The organism is Pseudomonas paraglycinae (genome assembly GCF_021601625.1).
Taxonomy (GTDB): domain Bacteria; phylum Pseudomonadota; class Gammaproteobacteria; order Pseudomonadales; family Pseudomonadaceae; genus Aquipseudomonas; species Aquipseudomonas paraglycinae.
In genome coordinates this window covers 78,246-94,241 of sequence record NZ_BQHR01000016.1, presented here as the reverse complement: position 1 = coordinate 94,241, position 15,996 = coordinate 78,246, and the positions used below count along the sequence as shown (strand labels likewise).

The following is a 15,996-nucleotide window of genomic DNA, read 5'->3' as shown; positions in this document are numbered from 1 at the left end:
GCAGATGTTACCCAACACAATCATGGCTGGCAAGCCGAATCAGGCAGAAACTTCAGTTACCAGTTTTGCCAGTTCTTCGGCATAGCCACGAACCTGGGTTTCGTCCTCACCTTCGACCATCACACGCACCAGAGGCTCTGTCCCGGACTTGCGCAAAAGCACACGGCCACGACCCGCCATCGCCTCGGTCACACGCTTGCTGGCTTCCTTGACAGCCGGATGATCAAGCGGGCTGTCGCCACCGCCGAAACGTACATTGATCAGCACCTGAGGACACTTGCGCAGGGCCTGGCGCGTTTGCGCCAAACCTTCGTTACGGGCTTTCAACGCCATCAACACCTGCAACGCCGCGATGATCGCATCGCCAGTCGTCGTGTGATTGAAGCAGACGACATGTCCGGAGTTCTCGCCCCCGACCAGCCAATCACGCTCCAGCAATTCGGCAATCACATAGCGGTCGCCGACATTTGCACGCACAAAAGGAATACCCAGATCCGCCAGAGCCAGCTCCAGACCCAGATTGCTCATCAGCGTACCGACCACACCACCCTGCAACTTGCCTCGCTCATGCAGATCGCGCGCAATAATGAAGATCAGCTCATCGCCATCAACAATCGCACCCGTGTGATCAACCATCAACACCCGGTCGCCATCGCCGTCGAATGCGATCCCGAGGTCAGCGTGCTCCGACAGCACCGCCGCCTGCAACTGCCCCATGTGAGTGGAGCCACAGTTGTCGTTGATATTCAGACCATTGGGCTGCGCGGACAGCACCACGACTTCGGCACCCAGCTCACGGAAAACGCTCGGTGCGACCTTGTAGGTTGCTCCGTGTGCGCAGTCGATGACAATTTTCAGGCCAGAAAAACTGGTACCCGTCGGTACAGAGCTCTTGCAGAACTCGATATAGCGACCGGACGCATCATTGATTCGCGAAACCTTGCCGATCTTGCTCGACTCAACGACCGTCATCGGCGTGTCAAGCAGCTCTTCGATCATCAGCTCCAGCTCATCTGGCAGCTTGGTACCTCTGCCGGAGAAAAACTTGATGCCGTTGTCGTCATGCGGATTGTGCGATGCGCTGATCACGATTCCGGCCTCGGCCTGGAATGTACGCGACAAATAGGCGATGGCCGGAGTCGGCATCGGACCGAGCAGCATCACATCAGCACCTGCGGAAGTCAGGCCGGCCTCAAGGGCCGACTCGAACATGTAGCCGGAAATCCGCGTGTCCTTGCCGACCAGCACCTTGCAGGCGCCCATCTTGCGAAAGGCCATGCCGGCAGCCCAGCCGAGCTTGAGCATGAAGTCAGGAGTAATCGGATATTCCCCGACACGACCACGAATGCCGTCAGTACCAAAATATTTCTTGCTCATAAGTGCTCCATCATTCTTATTCGGCTGATTCCACGGCTGCGAGCATTCGCACCACGTCCACCGTTTCCGCCACATCATGGACGCGCAATATACGCGCACCCTTCACCGACGCCAGTGCAGCCAGTGCCAAACCACCGTATAGACGCTCGCCCACCGGGCGATTCAATGCGTGACCGATCATGCTTTTGCGCGAAACGCCCACCAACAGTGGCCGCCCCAGCGCATGCAGGGCTTCCATATGCTTGAACAAGCTTAGATTGTGCTGCAGGGTTTTGGCGAAGCCGAAGCCCGGATCAAGAATGATCCGCTCGGCCGGAATACCTGCCATCTCACACTGAGCCATGCGCTCGGCGAGAAATTCGCCCACTTCCCGGGTGACATCCTGATAACGCGGATCATCCTGCATGTCGCCAGGCTCGCCGAGCATATGCATGAGACATACAGGCAACCCGGTGGCAGCAGCAGCATCCAACGCACCATCCCGCCGTAGCGAACGAACGTCGTTGATCAAACCGGCACCCAACCGCGCTGTTTCGCGCATGACCGCCGGAGTGGACGTATCGACCGATATGACCACATCCAGCTCGCGGTTGATCAGCTCAACGACAGGAGCGACACGTTCCAGCTCCTCCAATGGAGAAACCGCCCGCGCGCCGGGCCGGGTTGACTCCCCACCCACATCGATCAGCGTTGCACCCGCCGCAACCATGGCTTCGGCATGACGCAAGGCCGCATCAAGCTGGCTGTATCGGCCACCGTCGGAAAATGAATCGGGAGTGACATTGAGAATGCCCATGACATGCGTCCGGGCCAAATCAAGAACCCGGTTGCCGCAAGGCAACCGGGTCAGGGACTGTACAGAAGTCATTTCAAACCTTAAACGTCGGCAGCCGGACCGCCAATCGGTGTTTCCGGACGCTCGCCCTGAATGACAGGAGGCGTACCAGTACCGGTACCGCCCGACCAGTCGCGAGGCTCGCGAGGTGTACGACCGGCCATGATGTCGTCGATCTGTTCGGCATCGATCGTCTCGTACTTCATCAGGGCATCCGCCATGGCATCGAGCTTGTCGCGATTGTCCGTAAGGATCTGCTTGGCGGTGCCGTAGCACTGATCGATGATGCTGCGCACTTCGGAGTCGATCAGCTTCGCTGTCTCACCGGAGAAGCTCGCATTCTGACCGCCACCACCGCGACCGAGGAATACTTCACCTTCTTCTTCCGCGTACATCAACGGACCGAGTTTTTCCGACAGGCCCCACTTGGTCACCATGTTCCGCGCAATCTGACTCGCGCGCATGATGTCGTTGGAAGCACCTGTGGTGACACCGTCGAAGCCCAAAGTCATCTCTTCAGCAATACGGCCGCCGTACAGCGAGCAGATCTGACTGATCAGCGCACGCTTGGACAGGCTGTAGCGATCCTCTTCCGGCAGGAACATGGTCACACCCAGCGCACGACCGCGCGGGATGATCGACACTTTGTAGACCGGATCATGCTCGGGCACGACGCGACCAACAATGGCGTGGCCTGCTTCGTGATAAGCGGTGTTCTGCTTTTCCTTCTCGGACATGACCATGGATTTGCGCTCGGCGCCCATCATGATCTTGTCTTTGGCCAGTTCGAACTCTTTCATTTCGACGATGCGCTTGCCGGCACGGGCGGCGAACAGCGAAGCCTCGTTGACCAGGTTCGCCAGATCGGCACCGGAGAACCCCGGAGTACCACGTGCGATAACGGCCGGAGCAACGTCGTCACCCATTGGCACTTTACGCATGTGAACCTTGAGGATCTGCTCGCGACCACGGATGTCCGGCAAACCAACCACCACCTGACGGTCGAAACGACCAGGTCGCAGCAACGCAGGGTCCAGCACGTCAGGACGGTTGGTCGCAGCGATGACGATGATGCCGTCATTCATTTCGAAACCGTCCATCTCGACCAGCAACTGGTTGAGCGTCTGTTCGCGCTCGTCGTGACCGCCACCCATGCCCGCACCACGATGGCGACCAACGGCGTCGATCTCGTCGATGAATATAATGCACGGAGCGTGTTTCTTGGCCTGTTCGAACATGTCACGAACGCGGCTGGCACCGACACCTACGAACATTTCGACGAAGTCGGAACCGGAAATGGTGAAGAACGGCACTTTGGCTTCGCCGGCAATCGCCTTGGCCAGCAAGGTTTTACCGGTACCCGGAGGGCCGACCATCAGCACGCCGCGAGGAATGCGGCCGCCCAGGCGCTGGAACTTGCCCGGATCACGGAGGAACTCGACCAGTTCGCCCACTTCTTCCTTGGCTTCGTCGCAACCGGCAACGTCAGCCAGGGTGGTTTTCACCTGATCTTCGGACAGCAGACGCGCCTTGCTCTTGCCAAAGCTCATCGGCCCGCCCTTGCCGCCCGCACCGCCCTGCATCTGGCGCATGAAGAACATGAACACCGCGATGATCACCAGGATCGGGAAGCTGGCCACCAGAAGCTGGGTCCAGATGCTTTGCTGCTCAGGCTGCTTGCCTTCGACTACAACGTGGTTGTCGACCAGATCGCCGATCAGGCCATTGTCCTGGATTGCCGGACGAATGGTCTTGAAGCTGTCGCCATCGTTGCGTTTGCCGGTAATCACGTAGCCGTCGACGGCCACGCGCTCGACCTTGCCATCCTTGACCTGCTGGATGAAGTCGGAATAGTTGAGGGTCTGCGGCTCGTTAGGGCTGGAGAAGTTGTTCATCACCGTCACCAGGACAGCCGCGATGATCAACCACAGGATCAGATTCTTTGCCATATCGTTCAATTAACTACCCTCTGAAGCAAGCTCCGCTACTGGCGCGCGCTTCGCATGATATTCACCGGCCTAACTTACTACATTACCTACAGCTCTGGCAGGCGCCGTCTGTAACCCTTTGTGAAACACTTTCTACACAATATTCGCTTATGCGCGCGGGGCGAAATACGAAAAACCTATCACCCCGCCAAAAAACCTCGTTTTACTCGCTACGACCGCGATAGCCCCAAGCCAGCATGTACTGCTCGCGAGAGCTGCCACGAGAGGAGTCCGGCTTGATCATCTGGATCTTGTCGAACTTCTTTCGAGCATCCTTCAGGTAAACATCGAACCCTTCGCCCTGAAAAATCTTGATCACAAAATTGCCACCCGGCTTGAGTATCCGCTCCGCCAGATCAAGCGCCAGCTCGCAAAGGAACATGGCTTTTGGCATATCCACTTCAGGCGTACCACTCATATTGGGGGCCATATCGGAAATCACAAGGTCCACCTGCGAATTACCCACAGCCTCAAGGATCTGAGCGAGCACTGCATCCTCGGTGAAGTCACCCTGAATGAAAGTCACGTCCGGAATGCTGTCCATTTCCAGGATGTCCGAGGCGATCAATCGCCCCTGACCACCGATCAGCCGGCTGGTGACCTGCGACCAGCCGCCAGGCGCCGCGCCGAGGTCGACGACGTTCATGCCCGGACGGATCAGTTTGTATTTCTCCTGGATCTCCAGAAGCTTGTAACTCGCACGCGAGCGGTAGCCATCCTTCTGCGCTTGCTTCACATAGGGATCATTGACATGTCTTTTCAGCCAACCAAGGCTTGTCTTGGAACGCGCCATTGGGCACCTCGTTGATTAGGGTCGTGATTAATTGGGCGGATCCACGAGCCCTCGGGTAAAATGGCCGCCATTTTACAGAATCCAGACGAAAGGGTCAGATTATGCCGCTCACTCCAGAGCAGAAGAAACAGTACAAATCCATTGGCCACCACCTGAAACCAGTTCTGACTGTGGCTGACAACGGTTTGACTGAGGGTGTTCTAGCCGAACTCGAACGCGCATTGGCAGATCACGAGCTGATCAAGATCAAGCTCAACATCCTCGATCGCGAGGCGCGCCTGGCGTCCGTTGCAGAGCTGTGCAAGACCGGCAAGGCCGATCTGGTGCAAGTCATCGGCAAGATGGCACTGATTTACCGCAAGAACTTCAGCGTCAACAAGCAGCTGTCGAACGTCCATCGCTTCAAGTGATGGCAAGGGTCAAGGGTGTGCTTCGCGCACCCTGCCACTCCATCCCGGCACCGGCTGCAATACCAGCACCAACCCGGAAAAACCCAACACAAGAAAGCTGAACACCTGCCAGCGCTGCGCATCCGGCCAGCCGACACGCACTGCGACAAACATCGCACACGCATACGACGCCATCAGCAACACCTGCCCGCGAAAATCCCGCCATAGACTGGCAAGGCCCTCGGCCTGTACCAGCACCAAAGCCTGAAATATCACACACGCGACGGCAAAACCCACTACCGCCACTTCAAACGTACTTGCAACTTCGTCGATCAGCAGCGGAGCCAGGCCAATCCGACCCAGCACCGGCCGCAGACCGAGATGTACCAACCACAGGCCACCGACCCACAACATCTGGGCCAGTTGCCAGAGCATCGCGCCCGCATGCAGCGGGCGCCCACCCTCAGATGTGACGGACTTCGACAATCTCGTACTCGATATCGCCACCTGGCGTTTTCACGACGACCGTATCGCCCTCTTCCTTGGCAATCAAGGCGCGAGCGATCGGCGAGCCAACCGAAATCTTGCCGAGTTTGATGTCCGCCTCATCCTCACCCACGATCTGGTAAGTGACGCTTTCATCAGTCTCGACGTTGGCGATTTCGACGGTGGTGCCGAAAATCACTTTGCCGGTGTGCGGAATGGTCGTCACATCGATGATCACCGCGTTCTGCAGGCGACCTTCGATGTCACGGATCCGCGCCTCGACCATGCCTTGCTGTTCGCGCGCGGCATGGTATTCAGCGTTTTCTTTCAAGTCACCCAACTCGCGGGCCGTACCGATGTCCTGGCTGAGCTTCGGACGAACGACCTTGGTCAGGTGAGCATGCTCTTCTTCCAGGGCCTTGGAGCCCTGGACGGTCATTGGGTATTTATTCATGCCTTCAATCCTGCGTGTAGATCCTGCAAGCGGCGTACGGTCTTCTCGGGACCGAACTTCAGCGCTTCGCAGATAGCTTCGCCAGCAGCAATGGTGGTGGTGCAGTAAATCTTGTGCTGCAAGGCGTTACGGCGAATGGAATAGGAATCGGCGATCGACTGACGACCTTCGGTGGTGTTGATGATCAGGGTGACTTCGTCATTCTTGATCATGTCGACCACGTGCGGACGCCCCTCGGTCACCTTGTTCACGCGACGCACTTTCAGACCTGCGGCTTCGATCAGCTTGGCAGTGCCGGCAGTGGCGACGACTTCGAAGCCCAAGTTGATCAGATCACGGGCCACGCCTGCAACCAGTGGCTTGTCATCGTCGCGCACGCTGATGAATGCGGTACCGCCGGTCGGCAGCACTTCGCTGGCGCCCATCTGGGCTTTGGCAAAGGCTTCGCCGAAGGTGTCGCCGACGCCCATCACTTCACCGGTGGACTTCATCTCTGGGCCGAGAATCGGGTCAACACCTGGGAACTTGGCGAACGGGAACACCGCCTCTTTCACGCTGTAGAAGTTCGGGATGATTTCCTTGGTGAAGCCGATTTCCTTCAGGGTTTTACCGGCCATCACGCGGGCCGCGATCATCGCCAGGGAAACACCGATGCACTTCGACACGAACGGTACGGTACGGGAAGCACGCGGGTTGACTTCGATGACGTAGATGTCTTCGCCTTGCAGCGCCAACTGAACGTTCATCAGGCCGACCACGCCCAGCTCCAGGGCCATTTTCTTGACCTGTTCGCGCATCTCATCCTGGATGTGCGCCGGCAGCGAGTACGGCGGCAGCGAGCACGCGGAGTCACCGGAGTGAACGCCTGCCTGTTCGATGTGCTGCATGATCGCGCCGATCACTACATCCTTGCCGTCGCAGACCGCATCCACGTCCATCTCGATGGCGCAGTTGAGGAAGTGGTCGAGCAGCACCGGGCTGTCGTTCGAGACTTGCACCGCGTCACGCAGGTAACGCTTGAGTTCTTCTTCCTTGTAAACGATTTCCATCGCCCGGCCGCCCAGTACGTAGGACGGACGCACCACCAGCGGGTAACCGATCTTCGCGGCAGCGCGAACAGCTTCGTCTTCGCTACGCACGGTGGCGTTTGGCGGCTGACGCAGGTTCAGGCGCTCAACCATTTGCTGGAAGCGCTCACGGTCTTCGGCACGGTCGATGGCGTCAGGGCTGGTGCCGATGATCGGCACGCCGGCCGCTTCCAGGGCGCGAGCCAGTTTCAGAGGCGTCTGGCCGCCGTACTGGACGATCACGCCTTTCGGCTTCTCGACGCGGCAGATTTCCAGGACGTCTTCCAGGGTCACCGGCTCGAAGTACAGACGGTCGGAAGTGTCGTAGTCAGTGGAAACGGTTTCCGGGTTGCAGTTGACCATGATGGTCTCGTAACCGTCATCGCGCAGCGCCAGTGCCGCGTGAACGCAGCAGTAGTCGAACTCGATGCCCTGACCGATACGGTTCGGGCCACCGCCGAGGATGATGATCTTGTCGCGACCGGACGGCGCGGCTTCGCACTCTTCCTCGTAGGTCGAGTACAGGTAGGCGGTGTCGGTGGCGAACTCGGCCGCGCAGGTGTCGACGCGCTTGTAGACCGGGAACACTTCCAGCTTGTGGCGGTGAGTACGCAGGTTCTTCTCGGTGACGCCCAGCAGTTTGGCCAGACGCTGGTCGGAGAAACCTTTGCGCTTGAGCTTGTACATCAGATCGCGGTCGATAGCGGACAGACCGAGGGTCTTGACCTTCTCTTCGTCCTTGATCAGGTCTTCGATCTGCACCAGGAACCACGGATCGATCATGTTCATGCCGAAGATTTCTTCGACGGTCATGCCGGCGCGGAAGGCGTCCGCCACGTACCAGATACGCTCGGCGCCCGGCACGGTCAGTTCGCGCTTGAGCACGCTCATGCTTTCCGGGTTGCTCAGGTCGACTTTCTCGTCCAGACCGCAAACGCCCACTTCCAGACCGCGCAGGGCTTTCTGCAGGGATTCCTGGAAGGTACGGCCGATGGCCATGACTTCACCGACCGACTTCATCTGAGTGGTCAGGCGCGCGTCAGCGTTGGCGAACTTCTCGAAGGCGAAGCGCGGCAGCTTGGTCACGACGTAGTCGATGGACGGCTCGAAGGACGCCGGGGTACGGCCGCCGGTGATGTCGTTCTGCAGTTCGTCGAGGGTGTAACCAACGGCCAGCTTGGCCGCGATCTTGGCGATCGGGAAACCGGTGGCTTTCGAGGCCAGAGCCGACGAGCGGGATACACGCGGGTTCATCTCGATCACGACCATACGGCCGGTGTCCGGGCAGATACCGAACTGAACGTTGGAACCGCCGGTCTCGACGCCGATCTCGCGCAGTACCGCCAGCGAGGCGTTACGCAGGATCTGGTATTCCTTGTCAGTCAGGGTCTGAGCCGGGGCAACGGTGATCGAGTCACCGGTGTGCACGCCCATCGGGTCGAAGTTTTCGATCGAGCAGACGATGATGCAGTTGTCCTTTTTGTCGCGGACAACTTCCATTTCATACTCTTTCCAGCCGATCAGCGATTCGTCGATCAGCAGCTCCTTGGTTGGCGACAGGTCCAGACCACGGGCGCAGATTTCTTCGAACTCTTCACGGTTGTAAGCGATACCGCCACCGGTGCCGCCCATGGTGAAGGACGGACGGATGATGCACGGGAAGCCCAAGCGTTCGAGCACCGCGTTGGCTTCTTCCATGCTGTGGGCGATACCGGAACGCGGGCATTCCAGGCCGATGGCTTTCATCGCCTTGTCGAAACGCGAACGGTCTTCAGCCTTGTCGATGGTGTCGGCGTTGGCACCGATCATCTCTACGCCGAACTTCTCCAGAACACCTTCGCGCTCCAGGTCCAGAGCGCAGTTCAGAGCAGTCTGGCCGCCCATGGTTGGCAGCACGGCATCCGGACGCTCTTTCTCGATGATCTTGGCAACGGTCTGCCACTTGATCGGCTCGATGTAGGTCGCGTCGGCCATGTCCGGGTCGGTCATGATGGTGGCCGGGTTGGAGTTCACCAGGATGACGCGGTAACCCTCTTCGCGCAGGGCTTTACAGGCCTGGGCGCCGGAGTAGTCGAATTCGCAGGCCTGGCCGATAACGATCGGGCCAGCGCCGAGAATCAGGATGCTTTTAATGTCTGTACGTTTTGGCATGGGTTTGTCACTCAAATCCGCAGGTCAGTCGGCAAGCCGTCTTGATCGATTTCTGAAGTCCCGAGGGGGCCGCCGGTTCCGGGGCCGCCCTCGAGGGGCTTCTCGCTACAGTCTCAAGGCGAGCGCTTAGCGTCGCTTGGCCATCTCGTTGATGAAGCGGTCAAACAGAGGGGCCACATCGTTCGGGCCCGGGCTCGCTTCAGGGTGACCCTGGAAGCTGAACGCGCTCTTGTCGGTGCGCTCGATACCTTGCAGGGTGCCGTCGAACAGCGATTTGTGGATCGCGCGGACGTTGGCTGGCAGGGTTTCTTCGTCAACCGCGAAGCCGTGGTTCTGGCTGGTGATCATCACGACGCCCGTGTCCAGATCCTGCACCGGGTGGTTGGCACCGTGGTGGCCGTGGCCCATTTTCAGGGTCTTGGCACCGGAGGCCAGAGCCAGCAGCTGGTGGCCGAGGCAGATGCCGAAGACCGGAATTTCGGTTTCCAGTACTTCCTTGATCGCCTTGATCGCGTAGTCGCAAGGCTCCGGATCACCAGGGCCGTTGGACAGGAACACGCCGTCCGGTTTCAGAGCCAGTACGTCGGCAGCCGGAGTTTGCGCTGGAACAACAGTGACGCGGCAGCCGCGCTCGACCAGCATGCGCAGGATGTTGACCTTGACGCCGTAGTCATAGGCAACCACGTGGTAAGGCAGCTCGGAGGCTTCGATGGTCGCGTGGCTGTCGGTTTTCAGATCCCAGACAGTGGAGCGCCATTCGTATTGGGTCTTGGTGCTGACGACTTTCGCCAGGTCCATGCCCTTCAGGCCCGGGAAGCCTTGCGCCGCGGCGATGGCCGCTTCTTCGGAGATGTTGTCGCCGGCCATGATGCAGCCGTTCTGTGCGCCTTTTTCACGCAGGATGCGGGTCAGGCGGCGGGTGTCGATACCGGCGATCGCCACAACGTTGTTGGCTTTCAGGTAATCGGACAGGGACATCGTGTTACGCCAGTTGCTCGCTACCAGCGGCAGGTCACGGATGACCAGGCCAGCGGACCAGACGCGATCGGACTCGGCATCTTCCGGCGTGGTGCCGGTGTTGCCGATGTGCGGGTAAGTCAGGGTAACGATCTGTTGGGCGTAGGAAGGATCGGTAAGGATTTCCTGATAGCCGGTCATTGCGGTGTTGAACACCACCTCACCAACGGTCTGACCGTCGGCTCCAATGGCTTCGCCGCGAAAAATGCTGCCATCAGCAAGGGCGAGTATGGCTGGCTTAGTCAAGAAGACCTCCCGTAAATAACGCATGAAAGGGCAATCGCAGGTTGTAAAAAAGCGGAGTGACGTATGGACACGTCACCCCGCTTCTTCACTGAATTATTCTGCGCGCTTTTAGTGGACACACTAAAGCTGTAGCTTACAGAAAAAGGGTTTTTTGGTCTACCGCCAATGAGGCCGAAAGGCCGGAGAATGCGACAGGGCGTCGCTCGGCGGAGTAAAACCGGCGCAAACAGGGCGTTTGCGCCTGCTTCAGAACATCTCAATGCAGGTCGAGCACGTCCTGCATGTCGTACAAACCAGGCTCACGAGCATCCAGCCACAACGCCGCACGCACCGCGCCCTTGGCGAACGTCATGCGACTCGAAGCCTTGTGCGTGATCTCCAGTCGCTCGCCCTCGCAGGCGAACAATACCGTGTGATCACCCACCACATCACCACCGCGAACAGTGGCGAAGCCGATGGTTTCGCGCTCACGAGCACCGGTGTGGCCTTCACGACCATAGACCGCGACTTTCTGCAGATCACGATCCAGCGCATTGGCGATCACTTCACCCATGCGCAGGGCCGTACCCGACGGCGCATCAATCTTGTGCCGGTGATGGGCTTCGATGATTTCGATGTCCGCATCATCCGCCAACACCCGTGCCGCCATGTCGAGCAGCTTCAGCGACAGATTGACGCCGACACTGAAGTTGGCGGCGAAGACGATCGGGATATCCTTGCCCGCGTCGGCCAGCAATTGCTTCTGCGCAGCATCCAGCCCGGTCGTGCCGATCACCATCGCCTTGCCGGCCTTGCGGCAGAAGGCCAGGTTTTTCAGCATCACTTCCGGCAGGGTGAAGTCGATCAACACATCGAACTCTTCCGCCACTGATTCCAGATTCCCGGACAGCGGCACGCCGATTCGACCGAGCGAAGCCAGCTCTCCGGCATCCACACCGATCAGCGTACTGCCAGGGCGGACAATCGCGGCTGTCAGACCGGTCAGCGGCGCGCGCTGCTGCACCGCCTCGACCAGAATCTTGCCCATGCGCCCGGCAGCGCCCATCACAGCTATACGTCGCATGCCGACTCCTTACAGATCGCCGAAGAAGCGCTTCACACCGTCGAACCAACCGGTAGTTTTCGGGGAATGGCTGTTGTCGTCCGCCAGGGAGCTGCGGAACTCTTCCAGCAGCTCACGCTGACGACGGTTCAGATTGACCGGGGTCTCAACGGCCACACGACACATCAGGTCGCCTGCACCACCACCACGCACCGGCGCAACGCCCTTGCCGCGTACGCGGAACTGCTTGCCGGTCTGCGTCCCTTCCGGAATCTTCAGTTTTACGCGACCGTCGAGGGTCGGAATTTCCAGCTCGCCGCCCAGGGCTGCGTCGACGAAGCTGATCGGCACTTCGCAGAACAGGTGCTTGCCGTCACGCTGGAAGATGTCGTGTTCGCGGACGTTGATCACCACGTACAGGTCGCCGGTCGGCCCACCCTGAGTGCCCGCCTCGCCTTCGCCGGACAGACGAATGCGGTCGCCGGTATCGACACCGGCCGGCACTTTGACGGAAAGGGTTTTGTATTCTTCAACGCGACCGTCACCGTGGCAGGAGTCGCATGGATCGGAAATGATCTTGCCCTGGCCATGGCAGCGCGGGCAGGTCTGCTGCACCGAGAAGAAGCCTTGCTGCATACGCACCTGACCGATGCCGCCGCACGTCGGGCAGGTCGATGGCGACGAGCCTTTCTTCGCGCCCGAACCATCGCAAGGCTTGCAGTTGACCAGTGTCGGAACGCGGATATTCACGGTGGTACCGCGTACCGCTTCTTCCAGGTTCAGCTCCAGGGTGTAGCGCAAATCGCTGCCACGCTGGGCGCCGCCACGGGAACCGCCGCGACCGCCACCGAAGAAGTCACTAAAGACATCACCGAAGATGTCGGAGAAGTTCTGACCGCCGAAGCCTGCACCGCCGCCACCCATGCTCGGGTCGACGCCGGCATGACCGTACTGGTCGTACGCTGCACGCTTGCTGGAATCGGACAGCACTTCGTAGGCTTCGTTGGCCTCTTTGAACAGTTCTTCCGACGCTTTGTCATCGGGATTACGGTCCGGGTGATGCTTCATCGCCAGACGGCGATAGGCCTTTTTCAGGTCTGCTTCGCTTGAGCCGCGCTCAACACCCAACACTTCGTAATAGTCACGCTTAGCCATAAGTTCTTCATACTCTTGAGGACGTTCGGCAAACCCCTCCTGAGCTTCGCCAAACTCGTTGAGCCCCAATACAGGCCCGGACCCAACTCACGTCAATTCAACGATCCTGGTCTTTGGTTCATGCGGTATTTGCGGCGCGAAAAGCAGGAGCATTCCCGGCCATACCGCCAGCATTCGAGCTTTGTCGCATGCTGTAAAAATTCGCGTATTCCAGATACGCCAACGCGGGAGCAAGCTCCCGCGCGGCGACATCCTACCAGTCACCGCCGCAAGGCAGTCAACCGGGCGACCAACAACTTACTTGTGGTCTTTGACTTCTTCGAACTCGGCATCGACAACATCGTCAGCCTTTTCAGCTTTCTCGTCGTGCGGTGCCGCGCCTTCAGCAGGCTGAGCCTGTTCGGCGTACATCTTCTGGGCAACCGGCGCAGAGACTTTCGACAACTCTTCAACTTTGGCGTCGATGGCAGCCTTGTCGTCGCCTTTGACGGCGGCTTCCAGGGCAACCACGGCCGCTTCGATTGCAGTCTTCTCTTCTGCAGTCACTTTGTCGCCAGCGTCAGCGATCATCTTGCGAGTCGAGTGAACCAGTGCATCACCCTGGTTACGGGCAGCGGCCAGCTCTTCGAACTTGCGGTCTTCCTCGGCGTTCAGCTCGGCGTCGCGCACCATCTTCTGGATTTCTTCATCCGACAGACCAGAGTTGGCCTTGATGGTGATCTTCTGCTCTTTGCCAGTCGCCTTGTCCTTCGCACCTACGTGCAGGATGCCGTTGGCGTCGATGTCGAAGGTCACTTCGATCTGCGGCACACCACGTGGAGCAGGTGGAATGTCGGCCAGGTCGAACTTGCCCAGGGACTTGTTCTGTGCGGCTTGCTTGCGCTCGCCTTGCAGGACGTGAATGGTCACGGCGCCCTGGTTGTCGTCGGCCGTCGAGAACACTTGCGATTTCTTGGTAGGAATCGTGGTGTTTTTCTCGATCAGCGCGGTCATCACGCCACCCATGGTTTCGATACCCAGGGTCAGCGGGCTGACGTCGAGCAACAGAACGTCTTTCACGTCACCGGCCAGAACGGCGCCCTGGATGGCAGCACCCATGGCAACGGCTTCGTCCGGGTTCACGTCTTTACGTGCTTCTTTACCGAAGAAATCGGTAACTGCCTTCTGCACCAGTGGCATACGAGTCTGACCACCAACCAGAATCACGTCGTCAATTTTGCTGGCGTCGATACCGGCGTCTTTCAGAGCAATACGGCACGGCTCGATGGTACGGTTCACCAGGTCTTCGACCAGCGACTCGAGCTTGGCACGAGAGATCTTCACGTTCAGGTGCTTAGGACCAGTCGCATCTGCTGTGATGTACGGCAGGTTGACGTCGGTCGACTGCGAAGAAGACAGCTCGATCTTGGCTTTCTCAGCGGCTTCCTTCAGACGCTGCAGGGCCAGAGGATCGTTCTTCAGGTCCATGCCGGACTCTTTCTTGAACTCGTCGACGAGGTAGTCGATCAGGCGCATGTCAAAGTCTTCGCCGCCCAGGAAGGTGTCACCGTTGGTGGCCAATACTTCAAACTGGTGCTCGCCGTCAACTTCAGCGATTTCGATCACGGAAACGTCGAAGGTACCACCACCCAGGTCATAAACGATCACGGTGTGATCGCCCTTGGCCTTGTCCATGCCGTAAGCCAGAGCAGCTGCGGTCGGTTCGTTGATGATACGTTTTACGTCCAGGCCGGCGATGCGACCAGCATCTTTAGTCGCCTGACGCTGACTGTCGTTGAAGTACGCCGGAACGGTGATCACCGCTTCGGTCACAGCCTCACCGAGATAGTCTTCGGCGGTCTTCTTCATCTTTTTCAGGACTTCGGCGCTGATTTGCGGCGGAGCCATCTGCTTGCCGGAAGCCTCGACCCAGGCGTCACCATTGTTAGCCTTGACGATCTTGTAAGGCACCAGCTTGATGTCTTTCTGTACAACTTCTTCTTCGAAGCGGCGACCGATCAGACGCTTCACCGCAAACAGTGTGTTGTGCGGGTTGGTCACAGCCTGACGCTTGGCGGACTGACCCACCAGAATTTCACCATCGTTGGCGTAAGCGATGATCGACGGCGTGGTACGCGCGCCTTCGGCGTTCTCGATAACTTTGGCTACGCCATTTTCCAGCACGGAGACGCAGGAGTTGGTAGTCCCCAGGTCGATACCTATAATTTTGCCCATGTTCACTCTCCCGAAACTTTGGATTTTTTTGCCGCAGCAGTGGTGGCTGACTGCGGTAATACTTAAACGCTTGACTTGTAAATGGGGGCCTTGCGGCTAATTTCAAGCCTTCTCGTCAATCGAAGGCGAAACTGGCGCCGGCGCCTTGCTGACCACGACCATCGCCGGACGCAGCAGGCGACCGTTGAGCTGGTAGCCCTTCTGGAACACCTTCAGAATGCTGTTCGGCTCCAGATCAGCACTTTCCTGCATGGCCATCGCCTGATGCTCCACGGCATTGAACGGTTCGCCTTTCTGCGGGCTTACAGCGACAAGCTGATAGCGCGTGAGGGTGTCGTGAAACATTTTCAGGGTCAGCTCGATGCCTTCGCGCATCGGACGGATGCTTTCGTCATCAGGGCTCGACAGCTCGAGACCACGCTCCAGGCTGTCGACGATCGGCAGCAGATCGCCGGCGAATTTTTCCAGCGCAAACTTGTGCGCCTTTTCGACATCCTGCTCGGCACGTCGGCGGACGTTCTGCAGATCGGCAGCTACGCGCAGCGATTGATCCTGCGCGGCGGCCAATTGCTCTTCGAGCACTTGTACACGGGTCGCCAGGTCATCACCCGAAGTCTCGGGCGCCTGATTGGCTTCTGGGTTTTGCGTATCTACTGTCTGTTCGTCAGCCATAGAATTCTCCTTTCAATATCGTCCGCGAGTTCGATTCGCGCTTCTGCCCCGATATATGGGGCCGCAAAATCAGGCTTCAAGGGCTGACAACGATTAACCCTACAAAAAAG

Annotated in this window: 13 protein-coding genes; 1 reads left to right on the top strand and 12 read right to left on the bottom strand. The window is 58.8% G+C overall.

From position 1 onward, the window contains the following. Nucleotides 1-39 precede the first annotated feature (39 nt). The 4 genes from glmM to rlmE form a co-directional block, all read right to left on the bottom strand. Nucleotides 40-1,377: a phosphoglucosamine mutase gene (gene glmM / locus L6D82_RS22215; RefSeq protein WP_085746884.1), complete on the bottom strand. Its 1,338-nt coding sequence runs from the start codon at nucleotides 1,375-1,377 to the stop codon at nucleotides 40-42. A gap of 16 nt (nucleotides 1,378-1,393) precedes the next feature. Next, on the bottom strand, nucleotides 1,394-2,245 hold the full coding sequence (gene folP / locus L6D82_RS22210; protein ID WP_102717854.1) for a dihydropteroate synthase: 852 nt from the start codon (nucleotides 2,243-2,245) through the stop codon (nucleotides 1,394-1,396). A gap of 8 nt (nucleotides 2,246-2,253) precedes the next feature. After that, on the bottom strand, nucleotides 2,254-4,161 hold the full coding sequence (gene ftsH, locus L6D82_RS22205) for an ATP-dependent zinc metalloprotease FtsH (RefSeq protein WP_011332403.1): 1,908 nt from the start codon (nucleotides 4,159-4,161) through the stop codon (nucleotides 2,254-2,256). 202 nt (nucleotides 4,162-4,363) lie between these two features. Next, on the bottom strand, nucleotides 4,364-4,993 hold the full coding sequence (gene rlmE, locus L6D82_RS22200) for a 23S rRNA (uridine(2552)-2'-O)-methyltransferase RlmE (RefSeq protein WP_007953751.1): 630 nt from the start codon (nucleotides 4,991-4,993) through the stop codon (nucleotides 4,364-4,366). Nucleotides 4,994-5,094: 101 nt separating this feature from the next. Here rlmE and L6D82_RS22195 point away from each other — a divergent pair, with 101 nt between their 5' ends. Further along, nucleotides 5,095-5,403, top strand: coding sequence for a YhbY family RNA-binding protein (locus L6D82_RS22195; RefSeq protein WP_007953753.1), 309 nt, complete (start codon nucleotides 5,095-5,097; stop codon nucleotides 5,401-5,403). Between the two features lie 9 nt (nucleotides 5,404-5,412). Here the strand turns inward: L6D82_RS22195 and L6D82_RS22190 are convergent, their stop codons facing one another. The 8 genes from L6D82_RS22190 to grpE form a co-directional block, all read right to left on the bottom strand. Next, a complete protein-coding gene (locus tag L6D82_RS22190; protein WP_236191658.1) occupies nucleotides 5,413-5,817 on the bottom strand; it encodes an MFS transporter in 405 nt (134 codons plus the stop codon). Nucleotides 5,818-5,845: 28 nt separating this feature from the next. Continuing rightward, entirely contained in the window at nucleotides 5,846-6,322 is a 477-nt protein-coding gene (gene greA / locus L6D82_RS22185; RefSeq protein ID WP_007953757.1) for a transcription elongation factor GreA, read from the bottom strand. Beyond that, the gene (gene carB, locus L6D82_RS22180) at nucleotides 6,319-9,540 is read right to left on the bottom strand and encodes a carbamoyl-phosphate synthase large subunit (RefSeq protein WP_007953758.1); all 3,222 of its coding nucleotides are present in this window, start codon (nucleotides 9,538-9,540) and stop codon (nucleotides 6,319-6,321) included. The genes greA and carB overlap by 4 nt, the downstream gene beginning before the upstream one ends. A gap of 126 nt (nucleotides 9,541-9,666) precedes the next feature. Then, nucleotides 9,667-10,803, bottom strand: a complete 1,137-nt coding sequence (gene carA, locus L6D82_RS22175; RefSeq protein ID WP_007953761.1) for a glutamine-hydrolyzing carbamoyl-phosphate synthase small subunit — start codon at nucleotides 10,801-10,803, stop codon at nucleotides 9,667-9,669. A gap of 256 nt (nucleotides 10,804-11,059) precedes the next feature. Continuing rightward, nucleotides 11,060-11,866 (bottom strand): 4-hydroxy-tetrahydrodipicolinate reductase, encoded by an 807-nt coding sequence (gene dapB, locus L6D82_RS22170; protein WP_085746881.1) that lies wholly within the window; start codon nucleotides 11,864-11,866, stop codon nucleotides 11,060-11,062. A gap of 9 nt (nucleotides 11,867-11,875) precedes the next feature. After that, nucleotides 11,876-13,000 (bottom strand): molecular chaperone DnaJ, encoded by a 1,125-nt coding sequence (dnaJ, locus tag L6D82_RS22165; RefSeq protein ID WP_007953765.1) that lies wholly within the window; start codon nucleotides 12,998-13,000, stop codon nucleotides 11,876-11,878. A 297-nt stretch (nucleotides 13,001-13,297) separates the two neighbouring features. Next, nucleotides 13,298-15,214 (bottom strand): molecular chaperone DnaK, encoded by a 1,917-nt coding sequence (dnaK, locus tag L6D82_RS22160; protein ID WP_129972373.1) that lies wholly within the window; start codon nucleotides 15,212-15,214, stop codon nucleotides 13,298-13,300. Between the two features lie 102 nt (nucleotides 15,215-15,316). Next, nucleotides 15,317-15,886 carry a nucleotide exchange factor GrpE gene (grpE, locus tag L6D82_RS22155; protein ID WP_236191656.1) on the bottom strand — a complete coding sequence of 190 codons (570 nt, stop codon included), beginning with the start codon at nucleotides 15,884-15,886 and terminating at the stop codon, nucleotides 15,317-15,319. Between the last annotated feature and the right edge of the window lie 110 nt (nucleotides 15,887-15,996).